General features: G+C 76.0%; 26 protein-coding genes. 14 read left to right on the top strand and 12 right to left on the bottom strand.

Features of this window, described 5'->3' with window-relative positions; all coding sequences use genetic code 11:
- Nucleotides 1-102: 102 nt before the first annotated feature.
- Together LY71_RS11845 and LY71_RS11840 are read right to left on the bottom strand one after the other, a co-directional pair.
- Nucleotides 103-2,412: a HelD family protein gene (locus LY71_RS11845; protein WP_245887848.1), complete on the bottom strand. Its 2,310-nt coding sequence runs from the start codon at nucleotides 2,410-2,412 to the stop codon at nucleotides 103-105.
- 203 nt (nucleotides 2,413-2,615) lie between these two features.
- Complete coding sequence (locus tag LY71_RS11840; RefSeq protein WP_106277682.1) at nucleotides 2,616-3,284, bottom strand: hypothetical protein; 669 nt, start codon at nucleotides 3,282-3,284, stop codon at nucleotides 2,616-2,618.
- Nucleotides 3,285-3,476: 192 nt separating this feature from the next.
- Between LY71_RS11840 and LY71_RS24475 the strand changes: the two genes are divergently transcribed.
- From LY71_RS24475 to LY71_RS11820, 5 genes are all read left to right on the top strand, one after another.
- On the top strand, nucleotides 3,477-3,611 hold the full coding sequence (locus LY71_RS24475; protein WP_281261602.1) for a hypothetical protein: 135 nt from the start codon (nucleotides 3,477-3,479) through the stop codon (nucleotides 3,609-3,611).
- A gap of 91 nt (nucleotides 3,612-3,702) precedes the next feature.
- Complete coding sequence (locus tag LY71_RS11835; protein ID WP_245887847.1) at nucleotides 3,703-4,500, top strand: alpha/beta fold hydrolase; 798 nt, start codon at nucleotides 3,703-3,705, stop codon at nucleotides 4,498-4,500.
- A 15-nt stretch (nucleotides 4,501-4,515) separates the two neighbouring features.
- On the top strand, nucleotides 4,516-7,137 hold the full coding sequence (locus LY71_RS11830; protein ID WP_245887846.1) for a SpoIIE family protein phosphatase: 2,622 nt from the start codon (nucleotides 4,516-4,518) through the stop codon (nucleotides 7,135-7,137).
- A 60-nt stretch (nucleotides 7,138-7,197) separates the two neighbouring features.
- Complete coding sequence (locus LY71_RS11825) at nucleotides 7,198-8,367, top strand: acyl-CoA dehydrogenase family protein (RefSeq protein WP_106277679.1); 1,170 nt, start codon at nucleotides 7,198-7,200, stop codon at nucleotides 8,365-8,367.
- The gene (locus LY71_RS11820) at nucleotides 8,364-9,437 is read left to right on the top strand and encodes an acyl-CoA dehydrogenase family protein (protein WP_106277677.1); all 1,074 of its coding nucleotides are present in this window, start codon (nucleotides 8,364-8,366) and stop codon (nucleotides 9,435-9,437) included. Before LY71_RS11825 ends, LY71_RS11820 begins: the two co-directional genes overlap by 4 nt.
- Nucleotides 9,438-9,533: 96 nt before the next feature.
- Here the strand turns inward: LY71_RS11820 and LY71_RS11815 are convergent, their stop codons facing one another.
- Nucleotides 9,534-10,154, bottom strand: coding sequence for an antibiotic biosynthesis monooxygenase family protein (locus LY71_RS11815; protein WP_106277674.1), 621 nt, complete (start codon nucleotides 10,152-10,154; stop codon nucleotides 9,534-9,536).
- 129 nt (nucleotides 10,155-10,283) lie between these two features.
- Here LY71_RS11815 and LY71_RS11810 point away from each other — a divergent pair, with 129 nt between their 5' ends.
- The 5 genes from LY71_RS11810 (at nucleotide 10,284) to LY71_RS11790 (ending at nucleotide 15,248) form a co-directional block, all read left to right on the top strand.
- On the top strand, nucleotides 10,284-11,009 hold the full coding sequence (locus LY71_RS11810; RefSeq protein WP_211297292.1) for a type 1 glutamine amidotransferase: 726 nt from the start codon (nucleotides 10,284-10,286) through the stop codon (nucleotides 11,007-11,009).
- 21 nt (nucleotides 11,010-11,030) lie between these two features.
- The gene (locus tag LY71_RS11805; protein ID WP_106277672.1) at nucleotides 11,031-11,765 is read left to right on the top strand and encodes an alanyl-tRNA editing protein; all 735 of its coding nucleotides are present in this window, start codon (nucleotides 11,031-11,033) and stop codon (nucleotides 11,763-11,765) included.
- A 53-nt stretch (nucleotides 11,766-11,818) separates the two neighbouring features.
- Complete coding sequence (locus tag LY71_RS23740) at nucleotides 11,819-14,398, top strand: hypothetical protein (RefSeq protein ID WP_211297291.1); 2,580 nt, start codon at nucleotides 11,819-11,821, stop codon at nucleotides 14,396-14,398.
- A gap of 320 nt (nucleotides 14,399-14,718) precedes the next feature.
- The gene (locus tag LY71_RS11795; RefSeq protein WP_146146124.1) at nucleotides 14,719-14,943 is read left to right on the top strand and encodes a hypothetical protein; all 225 of its coding nucleotides are present in this window, start codon (nucleotides 14,719-14,721) and stop codon (nucleotides 14,941-14,943) included.
- A 50-nt stretch (nucleotides 14,944-14,993) separates the two neighbouring features.
- On the top strand, nucleotides 14,994-15,248 hold the full coding sequence (locus LY71_RS11790; protein ID WP_146146123.1) for a hypothetical protein: 255 nt from the start codon (nucleotides 14,994-14,996) through the stop codon (nucleotides 15,246-15,248).
- A 4-nt stretch (nucleotides 15,249-15,252) separates the two neighbouring features.
- Here the strand turns inward: LY71_RS11790 and LY71_RS11785 are convergent, their stop codons facing one another.
- The 7 genes from LY71_RS11785 to LY71_RS11755 all read right to left on the bottom strand — a co-directional run bounded on the left by LY71_RS11785 (nucleotide 15,253) and on the right by LY71_RS11755 (nucleotide 19,957).
- A complete protein-coding gene (locus LY71_RS11785; RefSeq protein ID WP_106277666.1) occupies nucleotides 15,253-16,311 on the bottom strand; it encodes a glutathione S-transferase family protein in 1,059 nt (352 codons plus the stop codon).
- Between the two features lie 110 nt (nucleotides 16,312-16,421).
- On the bottom strand, nucleotides 16,422-16,844 hold the full coding sequence (locus tag LY71_RS11780; RefSeq protein ID WP_106277664.1) for a DUF1810 domain-containing protein: 423 nt from the start codon (nucleotides 16,842-16,844) through the stop codon (nucleotides 16,422-16,424).
- A gap of 139 nt (nucleotides 16,845-16,983) precedes the next feature.
- A complete protein-coding gene (locus LY71_RS11775) occupies nucleotides 16,984-17,367 on the bottom strand; it encodes a type II toxin-antitoxin system VapC family toxin (protein ID WP_106277662.1) in 384 nt (127 codons plus the stop codon).
- Complete coding sequence (locus LY71_RS11770) at nucleotides 17,364-17,585, bottom strand: antitoxin (RefSeq protein ID WP_106277660.1); 222 nt, start codon at nucleotides 17,583-17,585, stop codon at nucleotides 17,364-17,366. Before LY71_RS11770 ends, LY71_RS11775 begins: the two co-directional genes overlap by 4 nt.
- Nucleotides 17,586-17,623: 38 nt before the next feature.
- Complete coding sequence (locus LY71_RS11765; RefSeq protein WP_106277658.1) at nucleotides 17,624-18,406, bottom strand: hypothetical protein; 783 nt, start codon at nucleotides 18,404-18,406, stop codon at nucleotides 17,624-17,626.
- Between the two features lie 128 nt (nucleotides 18,407-18,534).
- Entirely contained in the window at nucleotides 18,535-19,116 is a 582-nt protein-coding gene (locus LY71_RS11760) for a DUF6318 family protein (RefSeq protein ID WP_146146121.1), read from the bottom strand.
- A 67-nt stretch (nucleotides 19,117-19,183) separates the two neighbouring features.
- Nucleotides 19,184-19,957, bottom strand: coding sequence for a DUF6308 family protein (locus LY71_RS11755; protein ID WP_245887845.1), 774 nt, complete (start codon nucleotides 19,955-19,957; stop codon nucleotides 19,184-19,186).
- 72 nt (nucleotides 19,958-20,029) lie between these two features.
- Between LY71_RS11755 and LY71_RS11750 the strand changes: the two genes are divergently transcribed.
- Nucleotides 20,030-20,605: a TIGR03086 family metal-binding protein gene (locus tag LY71_RS11750; protein WP_245887844.1), complete on the top strand. Its 576-nt coding sequence runs from the start codon at nucleotides 20,030-20,032 to the stop codon at nucleotides 20,603-20,605.
- A 102-nt stretch (nucleotides 20,606-20,707) separates the two neighbouring features.
- Complete coding sequence (locus tag LY71_RS11745; RefSeq protein WP_106277652.1) at nucleotides 20,708-21,556, top strand: SGNH/GDSL hydrolase family protein; 849 nt, start codon at nucleotides 20,708-20,710, stop codon at nucleotides 21,554-21,556.
- Between the two features lie 33 nt (nucleotides 21,557-21,589).
- Here LY71_RS11745 and LY71_RS11740 read toward each other — a convergent pair whose 3' ends face one another.
- Nucleotides 21,590-22,651, bottom strand: coding sequence for a YncE family protein (locus LY71_RS11740; protein ID WP_106277651.1), 1,062 nt, complete (start codon nucleotides 22,649-22,651; stop codon nucleotides 21,590-21,592).
- Nucleotides 22,652-22,773: 122 nt separating this feature from the next.
- Between LY71_RS11740 and LY71_RS11735 the strand changes: the two genes are divergently transcribed.
- Nucleotides 22,774-23,517: an enoyl-CoA hydratase/isomerase family protein gene (locus tag LY71_RS11735; RefSeq protein ID WP_106277649.1), complete on the top strand. Its 744-nt coding sequence runs from the start codon at nucleotides 22,774-22,776 to the stop codon at nucleotides 23,515-23,517.
- A gap of 4 nt (nucleotides 23,518-23,521) precedes the next feature.
- Complete coding sequence (locus tag LY71_RS11730; RefSeq protein WP_106277647.1) at nucleotides 23,522-24,565, top strand: DUF2332 domain-containing protein; 1,044 nt, start codon at nucleotides 23,522-23,524, stop codon at nucleotides 24,563-24,565.
- Here LY71_RS11730 and LY71_RS11725 read toward each other — a convergent pair.
- Entirely contained in the window at nucleotides 24,562-25,530 is a 969-nt protein-coding gene (locus LY71_RS11725) for an NAD(P)H-dependent flavin oxidoreductase (RefSeq protein WP_106277645.1), read from the bottom strand. The two genes, LY71_RS11730 and LY71_RS11725, sit on opposite strands and share 4 nt — an antisense overlap.
- Nucleotide 25,531 lies beyond the last annotated feature (1 nt).

Here is a 25,531-nt window from a genome sequence, read left to right as displayed (position 1 = left end):
TGCTCTGCCCACACCGGCGGGGCAGAGCACGACCACGCGCCGTGGCCCTCCTGCAGGGGCCGCCGCGAGCCCGCGAGCGGTGGGGAGCAGGAGGGACCTTCCTCAGGCCGCGGCCTCCTCCAGCCGGGACAGCACGGCCGGCAGCGGGCCGGGGGAGAGCACGACCAGCCGCTGGGTGGCCCGGGTGAGCGCCACGTAGAGGTCGTTGACCCCGCGCACGCCCTCGTCGAGCACCCCCTGGGGATCGGTGAGCACCACCGAGTCGAACTCCAGCCCCTTGGCCTCGCCGGGGGTCAGCACGACCGGCCCGGCGGAGGAGTCCGCGCCCGGTCCCGACTGCACGTCCGGGCGCAGCTCCCGCAACGCCGCGACCACGTCGGCCAGCCGGCTCGGCGGCACCAGCACCGCCGTCGTCCCCTCACCGCCGGCCAGCTCGGCCGCCACCGCCGCCGCGCGGGCGGCGAGCCCCGACGACCCGGTCACCTCGGCCGCCGGCGGCGCCCCGCCGGTGCGCACCGACCGCGGCGGGCGCAGGCCGGTGCCGGAGGCGGCGAGCACGTCGGCCGCCAGCTCCATGACCTCGGCCGGCGTCCGGTAGTTCACCGTCAGCTCCTCCAGCCGCCAGGCGTCGCCGACGTGCGGGCGCAGCACGGCGTCCCAGCGGTCGGCCCCGGCCAGGCTGCCGGTCTGCGCCACGTCCCCGACGACGGTCATCGAGCGGGTCGGGCAGCGGCGCACGAGCAGCCGCCAGGCCATCGGCGAGAGCTCCTGGGCCTCGTCGACGACGACGTGCCCGAAGGTCCAGGTGCGGTCGGCGGCGGCCCGCTCGGCGGTGGTGCGGAAGTCGAGCTCGCGGTGCCGGTCGGCGAGGTCCTCGGCGGAGAGCAGGTCGCCGGCGCTGAGCACCTCGGCCTCCAGGTGCTCGTCCTCGAGGTCCACCGACCGGGAGCCGTGCAGCACGTCGAGCGTCTCCTGGGCGCGGGCCAGCGCGCGCCGGCGGTCCCGGTCGGCGCGTGCCCGCTGCGCGCTGTCGTCGAAGCCGAGCAGTTCCTCGGCCTCCTCCAGCAGCGGCACGTCGGCCGGCGTCCACGCCGACCCGCGGGGGCGGTGCAGCAGCGCGCGGTCGGCGTCGGACCACCCGGGGGTGGCCCGGGCGACGCGGTCGGGGTCGGCGTAGAGGTCGCTGAGCAGCCGCTCGGGGGTGAGCACCGGCCACAGCTGCGCCAGCAGCGAGCGCACGCCGGGGTCCTCGGCCACCTCGCGGCGCAGCGCGGCGACGTCCTCCCGGTCGAACAGGTCGCGGCCGACGTCAATGCCCGCGCCGATGCGCTCGGCGTAGCGGCGGGTCAGCAGGTCGACCACCCGCCGGACGAACACGGGCCGCGCCAGGTTGTGCAGCGGGTCGGCCTTGCGCGCGGCGTTCTGGGCGCGGGTGACGTCGATCGGCCGCAGCCGCAGGGCGAACCCGTCGACCACCACCTCGCGCGGGCCGTCGGGCACCACCTGCCGGTCGGAGATGGCCGTGCGCAGCACGTCGACCATCTCCAGCCGGCCCTTGACCGCCGCGGTCTCCGGCGACTCCTCGCCGCGCGCGTCCAGGCCCGGCCGCAGCTGGCCCAGCCCGGCCAGCAGCACCCCGGTCTCGCCGAGGGCGGGCAGCACGTCGGCGATGTAGCGGAGGAACGTCGGCGTCGGGCCGACGACGAGCAGCCCGCGCCGGGCCAGCCGCTCGCGGTGGGTGTAGAGCAGGTAGGCCGCGCGGTGCAGCGCCACCGCCGTCTTGCCGGTGCCCGGGCCGCCCTGGACGACGAGCACGCCTCGGTCGTCGGCGCGGATGATCCGGTCCTGCTCGGCCTGGATGGTGCGCACGATGTCGGTCATCCGCCCGGTGCGGGAGGCGTCCAGCGCGGCGAACAGCGCAGCCTCGCCGGTCAGCCCGGAGCCGGCGACCCCGCCGGTGAGCACCTCGTCGTCGAGCCGGACGACGGTGCGCCCGCGGGTGCGGATGTGCCGGCGCCGCTCGATGCCCAGCGGGTGCACCGGGGTGGCGGTGTAGAAGGGGCGGGCCGCGGGCGCGCGCCAGTCGACCAGCGCGGGGTCGCCGCCGGCGTCGTCGGCGGGCAGGCCGATGCGGCCGATGTAGAGCGGGCCGTCGTCGGTGCGGTCGATGCGGCCCACGCACAGGCCGGCCTCCGCGGCGTCGAGGGCGGTGACCCGCTCGGTCTGGAAGCGCACGGTGGCGTCGCGCTCCTGCAGCGCCTGCGGGTCGACCGCCGGCCAGGAGATCGCCTGGCGCAGCCGCCGGGTGGCCAGGTCACGGGCGGCGTCGAGGCGCGTGTACAGGTCGCTGACGTAGGTCTGCTCCTGCGCGAGCTCGGGGTCGGGGTCGACGTCGGACGGGGTCGCCGGCAATGCACTTCCCTCTGCTATAATGGTCGTCAGTCTCGTGCGGGCGCCATTCCCGCGCCATTCTTGGCACGAGCGGCAATCGACCATCCTGCGCCTTTCGGCCGCCTCCTGTCATCCTCCTGGCGCGTGTGTCGGGTCTCCCCGCGGGCCCACGCCCCGGGTGCCCGGGCCGCGGGGCCCGGGCACCGGCGGAGCGGTCGGCGGTGTCAGAACAGCTCGAGCAGCGCCTGGGCGACCAGGCCCCCGGTGGGCTCGGTGTCCTCCATCTGGGCGGGAACCACCGGCTGGTCGCCGGTCAGCGAGGAGATGCCGCTGTCGGCGGTCGCGCCGTCGGAGGCCAGGCCGTAGCCGTACTCGACGGTGCTCTCCCAGTAGACCCAGCCGTCGGCCTCGGCGAACACGTAGCTCACCGTCGCGTAGGCGTAGGAGGCGGTGGTGGCGGGCTCGGAGTAGTCGGCGTACCCGTCGTCGTCGACGTCGTGGGCCAGCAGGTCGAGGTAGCCGTCGAGGTCGGTGTCGGCGCCCCACTCGTCGGGCTGCTCGTTGCCGGTGGTGTCGACGCCGACCTCCTCGACGTAGCCGTCCTCGTCGGTGTCGAAGGCCCAGGTGTCGGCCCAGCCGTCGAGGTCGGTGTCGAGGGCGATCTGCTCGACCAGGCCGTTCTCGTCCCAGTCGATGGCCCAGGTGTCCTCGTAGCCGTCGCCGCTGTCGTCGAAGGCGTAGAGGTCGGAGTAGCCGTTGGCGTCGGTGTCGTAGGCGTTGTAGGCGACGGTGGTCGCCGACGCGGCGCCGGTGCCGGCGAGCACCGCGGCCGCGACGGCGGCGGTCGGGACGGCGGTGCGGAGCAGCGTGCGGGTGAGGCGGGTGCGGGTCATGGCGGGTGCCTTCCTCGGGTGGGAGCCGGTCCTCCGGCTCGCTGCGAGGACGCTCGCGCGGGACACCTGTGGACCACTGGGATGGCTCTTGCACGCCGACTTGGAGCCAACTGCAACCGCGAGGTCATCAGGACGACATGTCGTGTGCCTACCCTCGGGTGCTCACCGGGACCACAGGGAGACGCGAGCACCGTGAGCACCACCACGCTGGAGAGCACCACCGTCGAGCGGCCCACTGGGCGGGCCACCTGGACCTGCCCCAACTGCCGCGGCGAGACCACCACCGCGAAGAAGCGCTGCGCCGACTGCGGGACCTCCCGCTGGTGAGCTGACCCCGCGTCGGCACGGGGCGGTTCCGGCTCGCACTCGGACACTGACGGACGGCGACAGGGACGGCGTCGTCCGTTACGTTCGACGGGTGCGCGTGATCACGCGGAACTGCGTCCACGTGAGCGGTCCGGCCGGCGCCCGGCCGATGCTGTTCGCCCACGGGTTCGGCTGCGACCAGACCATGTGGCGGGCCGTCGCGCCCGACTTCGCCGTCGACCACCGGGTGGTCACCTTCGACCACGTCGGGTCCGGCGGGTCCGACCTGGCCGCCTACGACCCGGAGCGCTATGGCTCGCTGCGCGGCTACGCGGCCGACGTCGTGGACATCTGCCGCGAGCTGGACCTGACCGACGTCGTGTTCGTCGGGCACTCGGTCAGCGCGATGATCGGCGTCCTGGCGGCGCAGGCGGCACCCGAGCGCTTCGGTGCGCTGGTGATGGTCGGCCCGAGCCCGCGCTACGTCGACGACGAGGGCTACACCGGCGGCTTCACCCGCGCCGACGTCGCCGCGCTGCTGGACTCCCTCGACGCCAACCCGCAGCAGTGGTCGGCCGTGCTCGCGCCGGTGGTGGCCGGTCCGGGCAACCCCGGCGTGGCCACCGAGCTCGCGCAGAGCTTCTGCCGCACCGACCCCGGGGTGGCCCGCCAGTTCGCGCGGGTCACCTTCCTGTCCGACAACCGCGACGACCTGCCGCACGTGCGCGTGCCGACGCTGGTGCTGCAGTGCACCCAGGACGCCATCGCCCCGGTGGCGGTCGGCCGCTACGTGCACGAGCGGGTACCCGGCAGCGTGTTCCGGCAGCTGGCCGCGACCGGTCACTGCCCGCACCTGTCGGCGCCGGAGGAGACGACGGCGGCGATCCGGGCGTTCCTCGCGGGGACCTGAGGCGAGGGGGCCCGGGTGGCGCACGACGAGGGACCGGCCCGCCCGGAGGGGCTGGCGCGGCTGCTCGAGGAGGACCCTGCCGACCTGTACGAGAACGCCCCGTGCGGGTACCTGTCGATGCTGCCCGACGCGCACGTGGTCAAGGTCAACGGCACCTTCTGCTCGTGGACCGGACGGCGCCCCGAGGACGTGCTGGGCCTGCGGCTGCCCGACCTGCTCAACGCCGGCGGCCGGGTGTTCTTCGAGACCCACCTCGCGCCGCTGCTGCGGCTGCAGGGCGCGGTGCGCGAGGTCGCCCTCGACGTCGTCCGCGCCGACGGGTCGGTGCTGCCCTGCCTGCTCAACGCCGTCGAGGTGCGCGACGCCGAGGGCCGGCCGCTGCTGGTGCGCGCCACGGTGTTCGAGGCCAGCTCGCGCCGCCGGTACGAGCGGGCGCTGCTCGCCGCGCAGCAGGCCGCCACCGACGCCGAGGTGCGCGCCCGAACGCTGCACCAGGTCGTCTCCGAGCTGGCCGCGGCGCGATCGGCCGGGCAGGTCGCCGACGTGGTGGTGCGCCGGGCGCGGCGGGCGCTGGAGGCCGGCGGCGCCGCGCTGTGGCTGGCCGACCCGGTGCCGGGGGCGCGGCCGGAGGGGACGGTGCCGGTCAGCCTCGCCGCCTCCGACGGGCTCGGCCCCGAGCTGCTCGCCCACCTGGCGACCGCGGCGCCGACCGGGGCGGAGCTGGTGCGCACCGGCGGGGTGCGCGCGGCGCCGGTCGGGCCGGAGCTGCGCCAGCGCTGGCCGGGGCTGGCCTCGGCGATGGCCGAGGCCGGGCAGGAGGCGCTCGTCGTCGTGCCGGTGTCGGCCGACGACGACCGGCACCTCGGCGCGCTGGTGCTCCTCCTCGGCGTCACCGACGACAGCGAGCTGATCAGCCTGGCCGAGCCCGGGACGCGCGGCGCGCTGTCACCGGCCGACGCCGAGCTGCTGACCACCCTCGGCCGGCAGGCCGGGCAGGCGCTGGAGCGGGTGCGGCTGCACGAGGAGACCGTGCGGCAGGCCGCCCGCTCGGCGTTCCTGCTCGACGCCGCCCGGCTGCTGGCCGTGGCCGGGGAGGTCGGCGAGACCCTGCAGCGGCTGGCCGAGCTGGCGGTCGCCGGGCCGGCCGACATATGCGTCATCGACCTGCTCACCGAGCGCGGGCTGACCGCGCCGGTGGTGGCGCACGCCGACCCGGCCCGCCGGCACCTGGTCGAGCAGCTGCGCGACGACCACCTGCCGCACCGCGACGGCAGCCACCCCTCGGTGCGGGCGATGGTCGAGCGCCGCACGATCTGGGCGCGCGGGGTCGACGAGGCGATGCTGGTGCGGATCAGCACCTCCCCGGAGCACCTGGCGGTCAGCCGGGCGCTCCAGCTCACCGACCTGATCTGCGTGCCGCTGCTGGTGGACAACCGGCCGCTGGGCGTCATCTCGCTGGGCGCCGACGCCCGCCGCGGCCGGTTCACCGAGGCCGACGTCGACACCGCCGAGCAGCTGGCGCTGCAGATGTCGCAGGGGATGGACGTCGCCCAGCGCTTCGAGCTGGAGTCGCGCACCTCGCACGCGCTGCAGGGCAGCCTGCTGCCGCCCGAGCCGCCGGCGGTGCCGGGACTGGCGCTGGCCGTGCGCTACCTGCCCGGCAGCCGCGGCGCCGACGTCGGCGGCGACTTCTACGACGTCGTCCCGCTGCCCGGCGGCGACCGGGTGGGGCTGGCGGTGGGCGACGTCGTCGGCCACGACGTCACCGCGGCCGCGACGATGGGCCAGCTGCGCAGCGTGCACCGGGCGCTGCTGGTCGACTGCCCCGACCCCGGGGCGCTGGTCGAGCGGCTGCACGGCAGCTGGCCGCTGCTGGACCTGCCGCGGATGGCCACCGCCCTGTTCGCCGTGCTGCGCCCGGCCACCGGGGAGCTGCGGATCGCCTCGGCCGGGCACCTGCCGCCGCTGCTGGTGCAGGGCGGCCGCGCCGAGTTCCTGCCGGTCGCCCCCGGCCGCCTGCTCGGGGCGCCGCCCGGGCCGGCGACGGAGTGGTCGGGGCGGCTGCCCGAGGGCGCGACGCTGGTGCTCTTCACCGACGGGCTCGTGGAGAGCCGCACCGCGGACCTCGACGCCGGCCTCGACCGGCTGCGCGCCGTGGCCGCCGACGCGGCGGGGGAGGGGCCGGCCGACCCCGACGCGCTGTGCGACCGGCTGCTGGCCGCGCTCACCGGCTCCCGGCGGGCCGACGACGTCGCGCTGCTGGTGCTCACCCGGCTGCCCGGCGCCGGTGCGGGGGAGTCGCTGCCCGCCGTGCCGCACCCCCTGCCGCAGCCCCTGCCGCAGCCCGTGTCGCAGGCCCTGGCCGACGCGCTGGACGGCGCCGCGGGCGACGTCACCGTCTCCGGCGACGCCATGCGCTGGTCGCCCGGGCGCACCGAGGAGCCGCCGCCGTCGTCCGGCTTCCCCGGCGTGGACGTCGCCGCGGGGCTGGGCTCGGCGCTGGGCCTGCACCCCGCGGTGGTGCGCCGGCTGGTGTCGGGCGCGCTGACCCGCCTGTCCGGCGCGGTCGGCGACGCGGTCGTCGAGCTGCGCCAGCTGGCCCGTGACGTCCGCCCCCGCGGCGACGGCGACCGCTGAGGCGGTGCTGTACAACCGACGCAGAACGCACCGCCACGCCGACGTGGGGACCGATCCGGTATGAGCAGCAACCAGTTGACCCTGGCGCCCGCGCCGCCGTCCGAGGCCGCCGAGCAGGTCCGGCTCGAGGTGCGGCAGTTCCTCGCCGAGGAGCTCGCCGCGGGGACCTTCACCACCCACGTGGACACCTGGCTGTCCGGCGTGGACCCCGACTTCTCCCGCAAGCTCGGCGCCCGCGGCTGGCTGGGGATGACCTGGCCCAAGGAGTACGGCGGGCACGAGCGCTCCGCGATGGAGCGCTACGCCGTCACCGAGGAGCTGCTGGCCGCCGGGGCCCCGGTGGCCGCGCACTGGATCGCCGACCGGCAGTCGGGGCCCAACCTGCTGCGCTACGGCACCGAGGCGCAGCGCAAGGAGATCCTGCCGCGCATCGCCGCCGGCGAGTGCTACTTCGTCATCGGCATGAGCGAGCCCGACAGCGGCTCCGACCTCGCCTCGATCCGCACCCGCGGGGTCCGCAACGCCGACGGCGACTTCGTGGTCACCGGCGCGAAGGTGTGGACGTCGAACGCGCACCACTCGCACTACGGGATCGTGCTCGTGCGCACCGGCCCGCCGGGGGAGGGCCCGCGCGGCAAGCACCAGGGGCTGACCCAGCTGCTCGTCGACCTGTCGCTGCCGGGCATCACGGTCAACCCGATCCGCATCCTCGACGGCGGCCACCACTTCAACGAGGTCGTGTTCGACGACGTCGTCGTCCCCGGCGACATGCTGCTGGGCACCGAGGGCGCCGGCTGGCACCAGGTGACCGCGGAGCTGGCCTTCGAGCGGTCGGGGCCCGAGCGGTTCCTGTCGACCTGGCCGCTGCTCGCCGAGTTCGGCCGCCGCGCCGCCGCCACCGGGGACCCCGCGCAGCTGGCCACGCTGGGCCGGCTCTCGGCGCGGGCGCTGGCGCTGCGGCAGCTGTCGCTGCGGATCGCCGCGGCCCTCGACCGCGGCGAGCTGCCCGACATCCCCGCGGCGCTGGTCAAGGACGTGGGGACGACGTTCGAGCAGGACGTCGTCGACGAGGTGCGCCGGGTGGCCGACGTCGCCGCGTCGCTGGACAGCCCCGACCCGCTGGGCCGGGCGCTGGCCGAGGCGCAGCTGCACGCGCCGGGCTACACGCTGCGCGGCGGGACCAACGAGATCCTGCGCGGGATCGTGGCGCGGGGGCTGGGGCTGCGATGAGCGACCAGGACCTGGTGGTCGAGACCGTCCGGGAGATCCTCGCCGGGCACGAGCCGCTGCTGCTGTCGGCCGAGCGCCCGTGGGACGAGGGCCTGTGGGCCGACCTGGCCGAGGCCGGGCTGACCGGGGTGGGGCTGCCCGAGGAGGCCGGCGGCTCCGGCGGCGAGCTGGCCGACGCGGTGGCCGTCGTCCGCACGCTGGCCGCCGGTGCCGGGGCGGTGCCGGTGGCCGAGCAGCTGCTGGTGGCCGCGCCCGCGCTGCTGGCCGCCGACCTCGACCTGCCCGCGCCCGAGGAGCCGCTGACGATCGCGGTCGACGGCGCGGTGACCGCCGAGCCCTCCGACGACGGCGACGGCCCGGGCCGGTTCGTCCTCACCGGCACCGCGGTCGACGTCCCCTGGGCCGGTGTGGCCCGGTACGTCGCGGTGCTGGCGAGCCCGCCGGCCGGGATCGAGGGCGCGGTGCTCGCCGTCGTCGACACCGCGGGGCTGGCCGCCTCGCAGGCGGTGAACCTGGCCGGCGAGCCGCGCGGGTCGCTGGTCCTCGACGGCGTCGGCGTGCCCGGGGCGCTGCTGTCCCCGGCGCGGGCGGAGCTGGTGCGCGCCCGCTACGCCCTGGCGCGGGCGGTGCAGATCTCGGCGGCGCTGGAGCAGGTGCTGGCCTGGACCGTGCAGTACGCCGGCGAGCGGCAGCAGTTCGGCCGGCCGCTGGGGAAGTTCCAGGCCATCCAGATGGAGCTCGCGGAGATGGCCGGCGAGGTCACCGCGACCGCCGCGCTCGTCGACGCCGCCGTCCAGGCGCTCGACCGCGGCGAGGACACCGTGGTGCTCGCCGCCGCGGCGGCCAAGGTGCGGGCGGGATCGGCCGTGGAGGTGGTCGCCAAGCGGGCGCACCAGGTGCACGGGGCGATCGGCTTCACCCAGGAGCACCGGCTGCACCACCTCACCCGCCGCTGCTGGTCGTGGCGCGACGAGGGCGGCACCGAGCTGGTGTGGTCACGGGCGCTGGGCGCCGGCCTGGTCGCCGGCGGCGGGGACGACCTCTGGCCGGCCTTCACGCGGGTGGTGTGAAGCGACCGGGCCGGCGCCGCTGCTGACGCCGGCCCGGGGTGGCCCTCCTGCAGGGGCCCGCCGCGAGCGTGCGAGCGGTGGGGGGCAGGAGGGTCCTTATACCGTCTCGGGGACGCGCAGGTGCGCCAGGACCAGGTCGAACTCGTCGTGGTCGGTGATCTCGATGCGCATGAGACGGGCGAAGTCGTCGCGGCTGGCGCGGGCGTGCGTGCGGGAGGACTCCATGCAGTCCCGGTCCTCGAAGGTGACCGCCGACGCCGAGAGGCCCTGCTCGCGGTCGAGGAACAGGCTCACGCTGCAGAAGCCGGGGTAGTCCTCCATCCGCGGCACCATGACCGAGCGGTAGGCGTCGAGGACGCGGTCGACCTGTGAGGGGTCGGCCCTGGTCCAGGTCACCCGCGTGCACGCACCGGAGGGCGCCTCGGAGCGGCGGTGCATGACCGCGACCTCCCAGTCGTGCACCTCCGGGGGGCCGCCGAAGATGCTCGCCGCCCGCTCGCGCAGCCCCCGGACGCCCTCGGCGCTGGCCCGCATCGACTCGAGGTCGTGCCAGGAGGACGTCACGATGCACCGCCCGCTCTCCCGGTCGGCCAGCATCGACAGTCCGACGCAGCCCGGCATGGCCGTGACCGCGGGCATCACCTCGTCACAGACGTAAGAGATGCCGTCGTCGATGGTCACCGGGGCGCCGTTGAGCGTGGTCGAGCGTGCGTACATGCCGTCCTCCTCACAGGACGGCGGCGCCCGCGCGGCACCGCCGCAGCGACAGCCTGCTCGCGGTCGCGCGCCAGGGGAAGCCCCTGCCCGTGCGTCGGGGGATGTCGGCCGGGTGCCGATGATGGGGGCATGCGGAGCGCGCTCGTCCTGGTCCACGACGCCGACCCCTCGCGGGGGCACCGGCTGGTCGGCACGCTGCGGCCGGCGCTGGAGGCACAGGGGCTCGACGTCGTCGTCGGGACGACGGTCGGGCCCTCGCCGCTGCTCACCGACCTGCCCGACCCGGCCACGCTGGACACGCTCGTCGTGATGGGCTCGGGCGCGGCCGCCTACGACGACACGGTGCCCTGGCTGGCCACGGAGCTGGCCTACCTGCGACGGGCGGTGGACGCCGGGACGCCGGTGCTCGGGGTCTGCTTCGGCGGGCAGGCGCTGTCGCGGGTGCTCGGCGGGGTGGTCTCGGCGGCGCCGGCGGGGGAGCACGGCTTCCTGCCGGTCGAGACGGCCGACCCGGAGCTGGTGCCGGCCGGGCTGTGGTTCGAGTACCACGGCGACCGGTTCACCGTGCCGCCCGGTGGCGTCGAGGTGGCCCGCACCCAGCGGGCCGTGCAGGCGTTCGCGTACGGGCCGCACCTGGGCGTGCAGTTCCACCCGGAGATCGACCCGGGTGTGTTCTCCGCGTGGGAGGAGACCTGGGAGCTGACCGGCCCGCCGCCGCCGGGGGCCGCCGCGCTCGTGCCCGGGCTGCGGGCGGAGATCGCCGCCCGGCGGGAGGTCTCGGCCGCGGCGTGCGCGCGGCTGGTGGCGGCGTTCCTGGCGCGGGCCGACGGGCTGGCCGGCGGCCGGGCGGCCTGACCGCGGGGGCACGATGCGGGGGTGAGCGCTGACCGGCACGGACACACCCACCGCCTCGACCTGGCCGACGCCACCGTCCGCGAGTGGGACGCCACCGTCGTCGCGGCCGACCCGGAGCAGGGCATCGTGCTCGACCGGTCGGCCTTCTACCCGGGCGGCGGCGGGCAGCCGCCGGACGAGGGCGTGCTGCTGTGGGGCGGCGTCCGCACCCGTATCGCCGGGACGCGCAGGGGCGACGAGCTGTACCTGATCCCGGTCGAGGGCGACCCCGTGCCGCCGCCGGGGACCGCCGTCCGCGGTGCGCTGGACGACGAGCGGCGGACGGCGCTGATGCGCACCCACTCGGGACTGCACGTGCTCACCGGCGTCGTGCTGCGCGACTTCGGCGCCAAGGTCACCGGCGGCAACATGGAGCCGCTGACCGCCCGGATGGACTTCGACCTCGCCGAGGTGCCCGCCGACTTCAAGGACCGGGTGGCCCAGGCGGTCAACGCCGAGATCACCGCTGACCGGCCGATCGTGGTGCGGACCCTCCCGCGCGAGGAGGCCTATGCGATCCCCGACCTGATCCGCACCGCGACCGACCTGCTGCCGCCCGACATCGAGCAGGTGCGGATCGTCGACGTCGTCGGCCTGGACCTGCAGGCCGACGGTGGCACGCACGTGGCCTCGACGGCGATGGTCGGCCGGGTTGAGGTGGTCAAGATGGAGAACAAGGGCCGCGGGTTCCGGCGGCTGCGGGTACGAATCGTCTGATCCAGTTCCGTCCGTGCTGCGGATCGGTTGGAGTCGCTCTAGTCTGTGGGGCGATGGACGGTGGGCGCTCAGCCAAGGCGGCCGCGGGTTCCGTGCTCGACCCGTGCTGGCTGCGCCGCGTCCTCCTGCTGATCGGGCTGCTGGGCTGCCTCTACGCGCTGACGCTGGCCCTCACCGGTACGGCACGGGCTGACGAGGCCCTGTCCGGCACGGCCGCGGACGTCGTCGGTGCGGCGACGGAGCCGGTCGCTGAGGCGGTCGCCGAGCCGGCAGCCGACACGGTGGCCGAGGTGGCGGAGCCGGCCGCCGAGCCCGTGCCCGAACCGGTGGCGGACGGCGTCGCGCCGCCCGCCGCACCCGTGGCCGATGCGGTCGTCGAGCCCGTGGCCCCGGTCGAGGCCGTCGTGGAGCCGGTGACCGACCAGGTGGCGGAGCCGGTCGCCGAGCCGGTGGTCGAGGACGTGGCGCCGCGCGCCGAACCCGTGCCCGACGCGGTGGTCGAGCCAGTGGCCCCGGTTGAGGCCGCCGTGGAGCCGGCGACCGAGACGGTGGCTGAGCCGGCAGCGCCGGTCGAGGCCGTCGTGGAACCGGTGGTCGAGCCGACGCCGCCGGTCGTCGAGGCGGTCGTCGAGCCCGCGAGCGATGCCGTCGTCGAGCCCGTGGCCGAGACCGCCGTGCCCGTGGTGGACGGGGTGGTCGCACCGGTCACCGAGCTCGTGACCGAGACCGTCCCCGAGGCTGCCGCGCCCGTGGTGGAGACCGTCCCTGAGCCGGTGGTCGAGACGGCCGCACCAGTCGTGGAGCCGGTCGTCGACACGGTGACGCCCGTGGTCGCGGACGTCGCTCCGGTGGCGGGCCCGCCCGCCAAGGCAGCTGCTCAGGCAGCGCGACCGGTGACGCCGGCTAGCGGGGCCGTCCCGCCCGGGCTGCAGAACACGACGCCTCCGGCGGTGGCCGCGCCGGTCGTCGAGGCGGTGGCACCGGTCGTCACGCCCGTGGCCGAGCCGGTCCCCCCGGTTGCTCGACCGGAGACGCCGGCGAGCGGGGCCGTCCCGCCCGGGCTGCAGATCGCAACGCCTCCGGCGGTGGCCGCGCCGGTCGTCGAGGCGGTGGCACCGGTCGTCACGCCCGTGGCCGAGCCGGTCCCCCCGGTTGCTCGACCGGAGACGCCCGCCAACGGGGCCGCCCCACCCGGGCTGCAGATCGCAACGCCTCCGGCGGTGGCCGCGCCGGTCATCGACGCAGTGACACCGGTCGTCGAGGCGGTGGCGCCAGTCGTCACGCCCGTGGCCGAGCCGGTCCCCCCGGTTGCTCGACCGGAGACGCCCGCCAACGGGGCCGCCCCACCCGGGCTGCAGATCGTGACGCCTCCGGTGGGGGCTGCGCCGATCGTCGAGGCGGTGGCGCCCGTCGTCGCGCCCGTGGTCGAGGACGTGGTCCCGGTCCCCCGACCGGCCACGCCGGCCAGTGGCGCCGAGGCCCCGGGGCTGCAGGTCGCGACGCCTCCCGTGGTGGCCGCGCCGGTCGCCGAGGTCGCCGCTCCCGTGGTCGAGGTCGTGGCCCCGGTGGTGCGTCCGGTCGCCGAGGCGGTCGCCCCTGTCGCCCGACCGGTCACGCCCGCCAGTGAAGCCACCCCACCGGGGCTGCAGATCGCGACGCCTCCCGCAGTGGCCGCGCCGGTCATCGACGCAGTGACACCGGTCGTCGAGGCGGTGGCGCCGGTCCTCGCGCCCGTGGTCGAGGTCGTCACACCGGTCGCGCCGGTCATCGAGATGGCTGCACCGGCTGTCGACCGGGTGACGCCGGTCGTGGGGGCCGTGGCGCCGGTCGTCGAGCCCGTCCCAGCGGTGGTCACGGAGCTCCTGGCGCCGGTCGTCCCCGTCGTCGCGGCTGTGCCTCCCGTGGTCGAGACGGTGGCGCCCGCTCCGGCGCCTGTGAGCGAGGTCGTCGACGCCACCGCGCCCGTCGCCGCGCCGGTGGCCACGGTGGTCGAGGTCGTGGCGTCGGTCCTCCCGCCCGTGGCCGGAGTGGTCACCGTGGCCGTGGCGCCGGTGGCCGTGGCGCCGGTGGCCGAGGTCGTGGCGGTCGTGCCGGCGGCCGAGCCCACCGCTCCGGTCGCCGAGGCCGTGGAGCCAGTGCCCGCACCGGTGACCGAGGTCGTGGCGCCGACCGCCGCTCCCGCCACCGCGGTGGCAGCGCCGGTCGTCACGACGGCGACCGTCGCCGTCACGCTCGCGGCCGCCCCGGTCGTCCCGCCGATCGTCCAGCAGCTGCTGCTGTCGGCCGCGGCCGTGCTCGCCTCCCCCGTGGCCGACGCCTTCGTCCGGACCTCCGCCGAGCCGTCCCGGAGCGACGACGGTCCCACCCGCGCGACCACGCCCTCCACGCCGTCGCTCACCAGCGGCACGGTCCCGGCCGGCAGCCCGGCGTCCACCCCGGTGCCGCTGCCCGCCGCTCCTGCGCCGGCACCCGCACCGATCGCGTCGTCGTCGTCCGCGGGGCTGCTGGCCCTCCCGGACGCCGTCCTCGCCTCCACGCTGCCCGGTCTCGAGATCGCGGCGACCAGCGGTGGGGCCCAGATCCACCACGTGGCGTCCCCGACGGTCGCCGACCCCGTCTTCTCGCCCGACTGACCCCTCCCCGGCGTGCACGCCACCGCCGGGGCCGGTCCTCCCGCTCCCCGCACAGGTCGGTCGTGCACGCCTCCCCGGCGTGACCCCGACCTGGGCGACTGGGCCGGGGCCACCGGGCGGGGAGGTATCGGGGATGGGGGTACCGCTGCCGGCGACCTGTGCTCGCGCGCGGGACCCCTGACCTCCCCGCCCAACGTGAAGGGCGGCGGAGGTGGCGCTCGACGCAACGGGCGCCACCTCCGCCGACCGCGGTGCGGGCTGTCCGGGTCCCACGGCGGGAGGCGCCCCACGCGGGTCGGTGGTCGGGCACAGTGCGCGCCATGACGGCACTCGTGGTCCTGGTCGTGCTCGCGGTCCTGCTCAGCCTGGGCGTCAGCGTGGCGCGGAGGGCCGCACCACGTCGCCGTCCCCGCGGCCGGCACGCGGCCGGTGACGGCGGGTCCGGCGGCTACGACCACGACGGCTACTCGTCCGACGACGGTGGCTGGGGTGACTCCGGTGACGCCGGCGGCGGCGACGGTGGCGGAGGTGGCGGCGGCGACTGACCCAGCGGAGAGCACTGGCGCACCGGCCTCCGTCGCGGGACAGTTCCGCCATGACGGCAGTCGTGCTCCTCGTGGTGGTCGCGGCGGTGCTCCTGATGGCCTTCGGCCTGCAGCGGTCCCGAGCGCGCGCCGGACGGCGCCCCGCCGTCCGGGGACGGCGCTACGACCGCGCGCACGACGTCGGCTACCTCGCCGGCGGCGCCTACATCAGCGGTGGCCACGCAGGTCTCGGTGCCGACGGCGGCGGCTGGGGCGGGGGCGGCTTCGACGGCGGCGGTGGCGGCGGGGGCGACGGCGGGTGCTGAGCGGCTAGTGCCGTTCCCCGTCGGGCCGGTGGCCGATCCCGCCGGGGCCGTGGTCGGCCGGGACCTCCTCGCCCGGCGCGACCGGCCCGGGCGGCGTCCCCTCACCGAAGGGTGAACCGCCGAGCTCCTCGCGACCGTGCGAGGTCAGCCAGACCGACGTGTCCGGCCCCATCGGGATGACCTGCGTCGGGTTGATGTCGGCGTGGACGACGTAGTAGTGCTCCTTGATCTGCGGGAAGTCGGTGGTGTCGCCGAACCCCGGCGTCTGGAACAGGTCGCGCGCGTAGCCCCACAGCGCCGGCATCTCGGTGAGCTTCTGCCGGTTGCACTTGAAGTGGCCGTGGTAGACGGCGTCGAAGCGGGCCAGTGTGGTGAACAGGCGGACGTCGGCCTCGGTGATCGTGTCGCCCATGAGGTAGCGCTGCGTCGACAGTCGCTCCTCCAGCCAGTCCAGCGCCGTCCAGAGCCGGTCGTACGCCCTGTCGTAGGCGCGCTGCGAGCCGGCGAAGCCGCAGCGGTACACGCCGTTGTTGACCTCGGTGTAGACGCGCTGCATCACCTCGTCCATCTCGTCGCGCAGCTTCTCGGGATAGAGGTCGGGGGCGCCCTCGCGGTGGTGCGCCGTCCACTGGGTGGAGAAGTCGAGCGTCATCTGCATGAAGTCATTGGTGACGACGGCCTTCGTCGGGACGTCGACCATCGCCGGCACCGTGATGCCCCGCGGGTACTGCGGGTCGCGCGCGAGGAACGCCTCCTGCAGCCGCTCGTAGCCCAGCACCGGGTCCCGGCCGCCGGGGTCGAGGTCGAACGTCCAGCTGCGCTCGTCGTGGGTCGGCCCGCAGATGCCCATCGAGATCACCGGCTCCAGGCCGAGCAGCCGGCGCACGATCGCCGCCCGGTTGGCCCAGGGACAGGCGCGGGCGATCACCAGTCGGTAGCGGCCGGGCTCGACGGGCCACCCGCTCGACCCGTCGGCGGTGATCCGGTCCTCCAGGTAGTTCGTGTCGCGGGCGTACTCCTGCCCGCTGCTGACGTACCCGGACCCGGTGTTGTCGTCGCTCACCGACCCAGCCTCGCCGACACGCGGTGCCGCCGCGCGCCGGGCGGCACCTGTCCTGCCGGGAAGTCGTGCTCTGCCCCCACCCGCGGGGCAGAGCACGACTGCGCGCGGGACTACAACCGGGACGTCGTCGCCTCGTCCTCCGCGCCGCCGAAGTACTGCTCGAGGACGGCGCGGAAGGCCGACTGTCCCGGGTCGGCGTGCGCGAACAGAGTCATCGACGAGCGCAGCTTGACGGCGTCGACGGGGCCGAACACCGCCACCGGGTCGCCGTCGGGCAGCCCGGTCAGGACCCGCGCGCACTCGACCAGCCGGGGCCCGAGCACGGGGTGGGCGAGGTAGGCGCGCGCCTCGTCGAGACCGCGGATCGCGTAGTGCTGCGCCGTCGCGCTGCGGCCGAGCCCGGCGACCTGCGGAAAGACGAACCACATCCAGTGGCTGGTCTTGCGCCCGTTGCGGAGCTCCGCCAACGCCTGCTGGTAGCTGCCGGCCTGGGCGTCGACGAAGCGCTGCAGGCCGAACGGGTCGCCGCTCATCGCCCGCCCCTACCCGGCGGGCCGAGCGGGGAACGGGCCGGTGCGAGGCCGAGTGGGCGGTTGGTGCCGCTCCCGCGGGCGTGTCCGTGCGTGTCGGCAGCAACAACTGCCCTCTCGCGACGGGTCCCGATTGCGGGGCTCAACGGGGGACCACCGTCACGGGACACGCGATGCCGGACGCACGGGTGAGCCGCCCGTCCGCCGTCACCAGCGCGCACCCCAGGGCCTCGGCGAGCGCGACGTAGGTGGCGTCGTAGGCCGTGACGTTCGCGCGGAGCTGCCAGACGCGGTCGAGCAGGCCAGGGGCGGCGTGGCGGGTGACCCCCAGGTGGCGCCAGGTGTCGAGTACCGACCACCCCTCCGCCGCGGTGATGCGGCTGGCACCCACGGCGCGGCGGAGCGCGCTGGCGACCTCGACGTCGGCCAGGTGTGGCACGTGCAGCCGTTCCCGGGCCAGGAGCTCACGGGCCGGTCCGGCGTTGAGGAGGCCGGAGACGACGGCCGAGGCGTCGGCGACGATCACCGCCCGGCGCGCTCGGCGTCCAGTCCTTCGACGATCTCGTCCGGGGACACGTCCAGGTCGGGCAGGTCGCCCAGGAGCGCCGCGTTGTCCGCCCGGCGCGAGGCCTCGGCCAGCTCGCGGACCGCGAACGCACCGACGGACGTCGCCTCACGGGCGGCGAGGCGCTCCAGACGCTCGACGACCTCGTCAGGGACGTTGCGCAGGTACAGGGTTCGCATGTCGCAGAATGCTAGCAGTCTGCAAGCATGTGTCGACGTCAGTCGTAGGGGTTCGTGAGGACGGCGGTGGCCTCGACGACGTCGAAGGTGACTGGCGGGCCGTCGGTCGTGGTGGTGCCGGGCACGTCGGCCGGCGCGCTAGCGTCGACGGTAAAGGTCGCACCCCAGGTCACGGTGAGGCCGGCCGTGTAGGTGCCCGAGCGGTAGAGGTGCTCGGCGGCCTGGTCGGGATAGGGGCCGCCGGGCTCGGTGCTGGTCAGTGTGGGCACGGCGGGGTCGCCGGTGCGCCAGGTGTACAGCTGCGCCTCCGCGGCGATGACGACGGTGAAGCCGCGGATGTCGACGGTGAAGGTCTGGGTGGTGGGCGAGTCGGTCCAGAAGGCGACCGGGAGCCCGGAGAGGCCGGCGCCGGGTGGGGCGTGCCGGGTGGTCAGCTGCGGCAGCGGCAGGCGCTGGAAGTAGGTGAAGACCTCGTCCGGTGTCGGCGGCGGGTTGAGCGCGGTGATGTCGATGCAGGCCGTGCGGAGGTCGATCCAGTCACCGAGGAAGTCGCCCGCTTGTGCTCCTCCAGGGATCGGCACGGCAGCACTACCGTCGGCGCGGACCACGGGCCGCTGCTGCACGGTCAGGTAGCGGACCACCCGGCCGGGATCCGCGGGACAGGCCTGGAAGTCCAGCGCGTTGCAGACGTCGCCGCGCTCCTCGACGAGGCTGCAGGGCTGGCGCAGGCGATAGACATAGAAGGGCCCCAGACCGTCGCCTCCGCCGCCGTCGTCGCCGATGAGGCCACCGATCTCGGCACCGGAGTACTCGGTGGTCACCGAGCCGTCACCCAGTCCGGCTTCTGGGCACTTCTCGAAGACGCATGCGGCATTAGCTGTCCCGCTGGCGAAGTCGCCGAGTAGGACAAGCGTTAGAAGAACAATCAAGCTGCGCAATAACGACCGCATCAGCCGAACCCGAAGCTGGTCACGATCCACGCCTGATCACTTGGCGACCAGGTGAGGTCAATGCCGCCAAAGACGTTAGGTGCCAGCGGCTGACTGTCGATGACTGCGCCCGCCCCGTCGACCGCCTCGATGGCTTCCTGGCGGATCCCGAAGCTGACGTAGGCGGTGTCGGCTTCCATGACCGGCGCCGGCACGTCGTTGAGGGTCAGTTCTCCACCGACGTACCTCCACCCGGAGGCAGCTGCGTCGTCGTAGTTCTTGGCGATGCGCTGGCACTCGCCGCAGTCCGGGCCCAGGTCGCGCAGCGGCTGGCCGGCGGGGACGGCGCGCTGACGGTCGAGCAGGTCGATCCAGTAGCGGAGGAAGGCCTCGGCGCCGGCGGCGTCCTGGGTGCGGGCCTCGGGCGGCACGGGGAAGTCGGCCGGACCCACGACGGGCAGCGCCTCGGTGGTCGGGGTCGACGAGGTGGCCGATGGCAGGCTCTCGCCGGGCGCCTCGGCGTCCTCGGAGCAGCCGGACAGCAGCGTCGTCCCCAGCACGAGCGCCGTCGCCAGTCGGGTCCGCCCCCGGTGATCACGCACGGCTCGGCACGATAGCCAGATCACACCGCCGCGTGGGCCGACCCTGTGGAGAGCCACCCGAAGGGCGTCACCGCGCGAGTGCGGCCTCCTGTCCCGACTCAGCGGCCAGCGCCCGGCCGAGCGCGACCGCGTGCGTCATCCGCAGCGACCCGGCCAGCCACACCAGCACGTCGTGCAGGCGCAGACGGGTCACCGGCCGGCCGAGCAGCGTCGCCGCCGCCGTCTCCAGGCGGGCGAAGGCCGCGGCGTTGGCGTGCACCTCCCGGGAGATGCACGCCTCCGGGCCGCTGTCGCCCTCGCGCAGGTGGCCCCACAGCTGCCGCCGCGTGACGCCGTCGACCAGCGGCACCAGCGACGGGTGCCGGTGGTGCAGCGCGGCGGCGACGTGCCGCGCGGTCGGCCGGTCGGTGAGCGAGCGGAGGACGGCGCCCACCGTGCCCGGCTCGGCCAGCACGGAGAACTCGTCGTCCGGGAGCTCCCAGAACGCCCGGCCGCCGGCGCGGGCACGGAGGTCCCGCAGCAGCGGCCACACCTCGTCCAGGTCGGTGCGCACCGCGCGCCACCCGGCCCGGTCGAGCCGGCCGTGCAGGCCCTCGGCGAGCAGGACGTCGCGGTCGGTGGGTCGGTCGCCGGTCTCGGGCGGCTGGCCGTCGAAGCGGTCGAAGCCGTAGGCGAGCACCTGGAACCAGCGGCCCTGCGGCGCGCTGGGGGAGCGGAAGAAGAGCGGGCGCCGTCCGCGGGCGTAGCCGAGGACGGCGGCCAGCGCGGTGCCCAGCGGGATCGGGTCGGGGCCGGCGGACGGGAGGACCAGGGCAGTCTCGTCCCCTCGTCCCCCTGTCACGGAGGCCATTCTCGCCCGGATCGGAGGCTCGGTGGCCGATGAGTCCCGGCGGCGCGGCGGGTCATGACCGACATGCCGATGCTCGATCTGGAACCGGCGGCGACCGCGGTGGCGCGCGTGGTGGCCGGGGTCCGCGACGACCAGCTGACCGCACCCACCCCGTGCGAGGGCACGACCGTGGCCGGGGTCCTCGGCCACCTGGCCGGACTCGCGTACGCCTTCCGGATGGCCGCCGAGAAGACGCCCGTCGACGGCTCCGCCTCCACCGACCCCGCGCACCTGCCCGCCGACTGGCGCACCTACATCCCCGAGCAGCTCGACGCGCTGGCGGCCGCATGGCGCGACCCCGCGGCGCACGAGGGGATGACCGCCGCCGGTGGCGTGGAGATGCCCGCCGAGGTGGCCGTCGTCGTCGCGCTCGACGAGGTGGTCGTCCACGGCTGGGACGTCGCCGTCGCCACGGGGCAGCCCTACACCGTGGACGACGAGGGCGCCGAGGCGTGCCGCGCCTTCGCCGACTCCTTCGGCGACGACGACCGGCCGCCGGACCTCTACGGACCACGCGTCCCCGTGCCCGACGACGCCCCGGCGCTCGACCGGCTGCTCGGAGCCACCGGCCGCGACCCCGGGTGGACTCCGCCGGCCTGACGCCACGGCCTTTCGACCCTGGTCGGTCACCTGCTGTCGGTGGTGGGGTCCGCACACCCCGTGCAGGGCGGCACGGGGAACCGTCCGGGAACGGGGGAGACCATGCGCAGGCAGTTGGTGGTCGGGTTGGCGGCGCTCCTGCCGCTGGTGGCAGCGGCACCCGCGGTCGCCGAGGAGAGTTCCCCTCTGGGGTCGCCGGTGTACCTGGCGCTGGGCGACTCCGTCCCCGCGGGCGTCGGCGCGGTGCCGAAGGTGAGCGGTTACCCCGAGCTGCTCGAGGACCTCCTCGACGCCGACTACAACCCGGCCGCGGACAAGGCGACCGGGCGGTCGCTGGCGGACTTCCAGCTGGAGAACCGGGCCGTGGCCGGCGCGACGACGGCGACCCTGATCAGCGACCAGCTGCCCGGGGCGCTGGCCCTGATCACCGAGCGCAACGGCGACCGCGACCCGAAGAACGACGTCGAGGTCATCACCGTGACCATCGGCGGCAACGACGTCTTCGGTCCGGTGACCGCGGCCTGCATCACCACCGCCACGCCGACGGGCTGCCAGGCCACGGTGGAGGCCGCGCTGGCCGGCGTCAGGGAGCGCCTCGCCGAGATCCTCGGGAAGCTGGTCGCCGCCGCGGGCCGCGACACCGAGGTCGTGGTGACGACGTACTACAACCCGATCGGCTCCTGCTTCCTGACCGGGCTCAACCGCCTCGCACCGGCGATCGCGGACGTCGTCCTGGAGGGTGGCGCCGTCCCGGACGTGCTGTCCCTGTCGCTGCAGGCGGGGCTCAACGACGTCATCCGCCAGGTCGCGGCGAACACCGGCGCCCAGGTCACCGATCTGTACGGCGCCCTCGACCCGAGCGAGTACGTCGGCGGGCGGGATTGCCTGCACCCGAACGCCGCCGGTCACGTCACGATCGCCGAGGAGCTGTACGCGACTCTCGCCCGCTGAGGCCCCGGAGCCCTTCGCGCGGGCCCGCGAGGGTCAGCCCACGAGGAAGGCGGTGGTCGACGGCGCGTCGCCGGTGATGCAGGAGCCGACGACGGTGAGCGTCTCGCCGGCGAGCTCCACCTGCCCGAAAGCGCCCTGGCCCTCGCACAGCTGCACGTCGGCGAGCTGCCCGCCGGCGGCCAGGTCGAGGGTGACCACGCCGGATTCCACCTCGAAGCCGACCACCGGCAGGTAGGCGACCCGCGCGTCGGGCGAGACGGCGAGGTCGGCGGGAGTGCGGTCGGTGCCCGGGACGGCGTGCGAGGCGGTGACCTCGCCGTCGGCCACGGTGACCACGCGGAAGGGCTCGTCGCCGCCGGTGGTGAGGGTGGCGACGGCGGTGCCGTCGTCGGTGACCTCCAGCGCCGACGGGATGCTGGCCGGCTCGTCCGGGGCGAGCTCGACGAGGGTGCCCTGCTGCTGCAGGTCGGCGTCCCAGGTCCCGAGGACGGCGACGTCGGCCAGGTCGGCGGCGCGGGCGTCGCCGAGCAGCGCGGTCGGTCCGCCGTCCGGGCCGACGGCCAGCGCCGCCACGGTGAGCCCCTCGCCGAGGTCGGCGGTGGCGACGACCTCCCCGGTGCCGGCGTCCACGGCCACGAGCCGGCGGTCGGCGGCGACGTAGAGGCGGCGGCCGTCGGGGGAGAGGGCGGCGGGGTCACCGGCGACGTCGACCTCCACCAGCGTGGGCTCCTGGCCGGGCGGGATCCGGGTGAGCCGGCCGGGGCCCGCCACGAGGACGGTGCCGTCGGCGATGGGGAACACCTGCGTGCCGACGTCGTCGAGCCGGCGGACGTCGCCGAGCCCGTCCGCGCCGACGGTCGTCAGGTACCCGACGCGCGGGTCGGCGGTGTCGGCGAGCAGCGCCAGCGTGCCGCCGTCGGGAGCGGGCGCGAGGTCGAGGACGTCGACACCGGCGGGGGAGGCGGCGTCGAGGTCGACCGTGCCGAGGGACTCGCTTAACGTCCGCGGCGCCGGGCTGGGCTCGCCCTCGACGGCGGTGCACCCGGTCGCCACCATCGCGAGGAGGACCAGTGCGGCGCGGCGGGCGGACGGCATGCGGGCTCCGGGGTCGGGAGGCGAGTGTGGGTCCGTCCCGGCCGGGGCGGCAACCGGGCGCCGTGGTCTGATGCCCCGACGGACCGGCAGCGGTGCCGGGCCCCTGACGTGGAGGTGCGCTCGTGGCTGACGCCGAGGTCCTGCTCGAGGTCGACGGCGGCGTGGCGGTGGTGACGCTCAACGCGCCCGACCGCCGCAACGCGCTGACGCCGCAGATGGCGTCCGAGCTGATCGGCGTCCTCGACGAGGTGGACGCGCAGCCCGAGGTGGGCGCGCTCGTCGTCCGGGCGGTGGGGAAGTCGTTCTGCGCGGGCGGGGACGTCGCCACGCTGACCAGCGCGGGCCAGGACCCGGCCGCGCCCGACGCCTACGACGGCATGAGCCGGATCTACGACTCCTTCTACCGGCTGGGCCAGGTGAAGGTGCCCACCGTCGCCGCCGTCCGCGGGTCGGCCGTCGGCGCCGGGATGAACATGCTGCTGGCCGCCGACCTGCGGATCGTCGCGAACGACGCCCGGCTGCTGGCCGGCTTCCTCAAGCGCGGCATGCACCCCGGCGGCGGGCACTTCGTCATCCTGTCGCGGCTGATCGGCCGCGAGGCCGCCGCGGCGATGGCGCTGTTCGGCGAGGAGATCAACGGGACGCGCGCCGCCGAGCTGGGCCTGGCGTGGGAGTCGGTGGACGACGCCGACGTCGAGTCGCGCGCGCTGGAGCTGGCCGGCCGCGTCGCCGCCGACCCGGAGCTGGCGCGGGTGGCCGTGGGCAACTTCCGGCGCGAGGTCGTCAACGGCGCGGTGAGCTGGGAGGTCGCCAGCCAGTTCGAGCGCCCCGCGCAGATGTGGTCGATGCGCCGGCAGGCCCGCTGAGCGCATGCCCGCCCGCGACCTCGCCGAGGTGTACCGGCGCTTCGCCGAGGACGCTGCCGGGACGTCGCCGCTGTCCGCGCGGGTGGCCGTCGCGCTGAGCGGGTCGGCCGGCGCGCTGCAGGCTCTCCAGGCGGCGCGCGCCCGGCAGCCCGCGGTGCTGCTCGCCGCGCTGCACGACCTGGCGCTGGCCGGCCGCGCCCCGGCGCTCGCCGCCGCCTACGCGGCCGGGGACGACGAGGCCGCGGCCGTCGCGGCGGTCGACACGCTGCTGCGGACGCCCGACGTGCTCGCCGCGCGCCGGCCGGTGCGCACCGTCGAGACCGCCCGCTGCGCCGTGCTGTACCCGGCCGTCGCCGAGGCCGCGCGGCGGGCGGGTGCGGACGCGGTCGGGCTGGTCGACGTCGGCTCCCCAGTGGGGCTCAACACCCACCTCGACCGCCTCGGCATCACGTACGGCACCGGGCAGCGGCTGGGCGACCCGGCGTCGCCCGTGCAGCTGTCGGCGTCGGTCGTCGGCGCCCGGCCCGTACCGGCGACGGCGGTGCCCGAGGTGGTGGCGCGGGTCGCCGTCGACCCCGACCCGGTCGACGTGACCGACCCCGACGACGCCCGGTGGCTGCGGGCCTGCGTGCCGCCTGATGAGCCGGAGCGGGCGGCGCAGCTCGAAGCCGAGCTCGCGCTGATGACGGCCGACCCGCCGCAGCTCGTGTGCGGGGACGCCGTCGAGGTGCTGCCCGACGCCGTGGCCCGGGTGCCCGACGGCGCGCTGCCCGTCGTCACCACGACGTGGGCGCTGTCGCGGTACCCGCTGGAGGGCCGGCTGCGCTTCCTGCACCGGCTCGACGAGGTGGCGGCCCGGCGTGTGGTGGCGTGGGTGTCGGTGGAGGGCGTCGGCGTCGCGCCGGCGGTCCCGACGCTCGGTGACCGCCGCGCCTCCGGGCACAGCACCGTCGGTGTGACGGTGCTCGGCGGGTCGGCGCTGCACGCCGAGGCGGTCGGCCGCTGCTGGTCGCGGGGCCGGCTGCTGTCCTGGCTCGCGGACTCCTAGCCAGTGGAGCCCGGCACGGTCGGACGCTCGACCGCGGCCACCAGTTCGGCGACCACCTCGGCGGCGGGCCGGACGTCGCCCACCGAGCCGACGGCGGCACCCGCGTACAGGGCCATCGCGTCGAGCCGGCCCTCGACGCCGGCCACGGGCGGGAGGCCGGACCCGCGCGGAACCGGGACCCGGTCGCGGCCGATCGTGGCAGCGACGTCGTCGTCGACCTCGGCGAGCCGCTCCACCGCGGTCCGCAGCACCCGGGCCCGCGGGCTGGTGGCGCACAGCGGGCAGCCGACGGCGAACGCACCGGTGATCTCGGTGCAGTCGCCGGCGGCGTCGACGACGGCCCGCTTGTACGCCGGGTGGGCGCCGGACTCGGGAGTCGCGAGGAAGCGCGTGCCGATCCGCGCACCGGCCGCGCCCGCCGCCAGCACCTCGGCGAACGACCGCCCGTCGCTGATGCCGCCGGCGGCGAGCACGGGGACGTCGACCGCGTCGAGCACCTCGCGCAGCAGGGTCCGCAGGGGCGTGGCGCCGCGGACGTGCCCGCCGGCCTCGACGCCCTGCACCGTGACGACGTCGCAGCCGGCGTCCACCGCGGCGCGCGCCTCCGCCGTCGACCCGACCTGCCAGTTGACGAGCGCCCCGGCCCGGTGGGCGCGCTCCACCAGGCGCGGTGCGGGGTCGAACCAGAAGAAGTCGACCAGCCGCACCCGCTCGGCGACGGCGGTGAGCAGGCCGTCGTCGACGTCCGGGGTGACGACGTTGGCCGACAGCACGCCGGACGTGCGCGCGCGCACCTCGTCGAGCCGCCGCAGCAGCACCGCGGGCGGGAGACCGAGCGCGGTGAGGGTGCCGACGCCGCCGGCCTCGGCGACCGCGACCGCGAGGTCCGGCGAGGAGATGGTCCCCATCGGGGCCTGCTGGATCGGGACCCGGCACCCGACCAGCTCGGTGAACGGCGTGCGCACG

The organism is Geodermatophilus tzadiensis (genome assembly GCF_003002915.1).
Lineage (GTDB): Bacteria > Actinomycetota > Actinomycetes > Mycobacteriales > Geodermatophilaceae > Geodermatophilus > Geodermatophilus tzadiensis.
This window is presented reverse-complemented; position numbering and strand designations above follow the sequence as displayed.

What these genes read in the sequence shown, in the direction of transcription:
- LY71_RS11840 (WP_106277682.1), bottom strand. Translation starts at nt 3,284, where the DNA reads ATGACCCGCACCCGCCTCACCCGCACGCTGCTCCGCACCGCCGTCCCG.
- LY71_RS11825 (WP_106277679.1), top strand. Translation starts at nt 7,198, where the DNA reads ATGAGCAGCAACCAGTTGACCCTGGCGCCCGCGCCGCCGTCCGAGGCC.
- LY71_RS11820 (WP_106277677.1), top strand. Translation starts at nt 8,364, where the DNA reads ATGAGCGACCAGGACCTGGTGGTCGAGACCGTCCGGGAGATCCTCGCC.
- LY71_RS11815 (WP_106277674.1), bottom strand. Translation starts at nt 10,154, where the DNA reads ATGTACGCACGCTCGACCACGCTCAACGGCGCCCCGGTGACCATCGAC.
- LY71_RS11810 (WP_211297292.1), top strand. Translation starts at nt 10,284, where the DNA reads ATGCGGAGCGCGCTCGTCCTGGTCCACGACGCCGACCCCTCGCGGGGG.
- LY71_RS23740 (WP_211297291.1), top strand. Translation starts at nt 11,819, where the DNA reads ATGGACGGTGGGCGCTCAGCCAAGGCGGCCGCGGGTTCCGTGCTCGAC.
- LY71_RS11795 (WP_146146124.1), top strand. Translation starts at nt 14,719, where the DNA reads ATGACGGCACTCGTGGTCCTGGTCGTGCTCGCGGTCCTGCTCAGCCTG.
- LY71_RS11790 (WP_146146123.1), top strand. Translation starts at nt 14,994, where the DNA reads ATGACGGCAGTCGTGCTCCTCGTGGTGGTCGCGGCGGTGCTCCTGATG.
- LY71_RS11780 (WP_106277664.1), bottom strand. Translation starts at nt 16,844, where the DNA reads ATGAGCGGCGACCCGTTCGGCCTGCAGCGCTTCGTCGACGCCCAGGCC.
- LY71_RS11770 (WP_106277660.1), bottom strand. Translation starts at nt 17,585, where the DNA reads ATGCGAACCCTGTACCTGCGCAACGTCCCTGACGAGGTCGTCGAGCGT.
- LY71_RS11750 (WP_245887844.1), top strand. Translation starts at nt 20,030, where the DNA reads ATGCCGATGCTCGATCTGGAACCGGCGGCGACCGCGGTGGCGCGCGTG.
- LY71_RS11745 (WP_106277652.1), top strand. Translation starts at nt 20,708, where the DNA reads ATGCGCAGGCAGTTGGTGGTCGGGTTGGCGGCGCTCCTGCCGCTGGTG.
- LY71_RS11740 (WP_106277651.1), bottom strand. Translation starts at nt 22,651, where the DNA reads ATGCCGTCCGCCCGCCGCGCCGCACTGGTCCTCCTCGCGATGGTGGCG.
- LY71_RS11730 (WP_106277647.1), top strand. Translation starts at nt 23,522, where the DNA reads ATGCCCGCCCGCGACCTCGCCGAGGTGTACCGGCGCTTCGCCGAGGAC.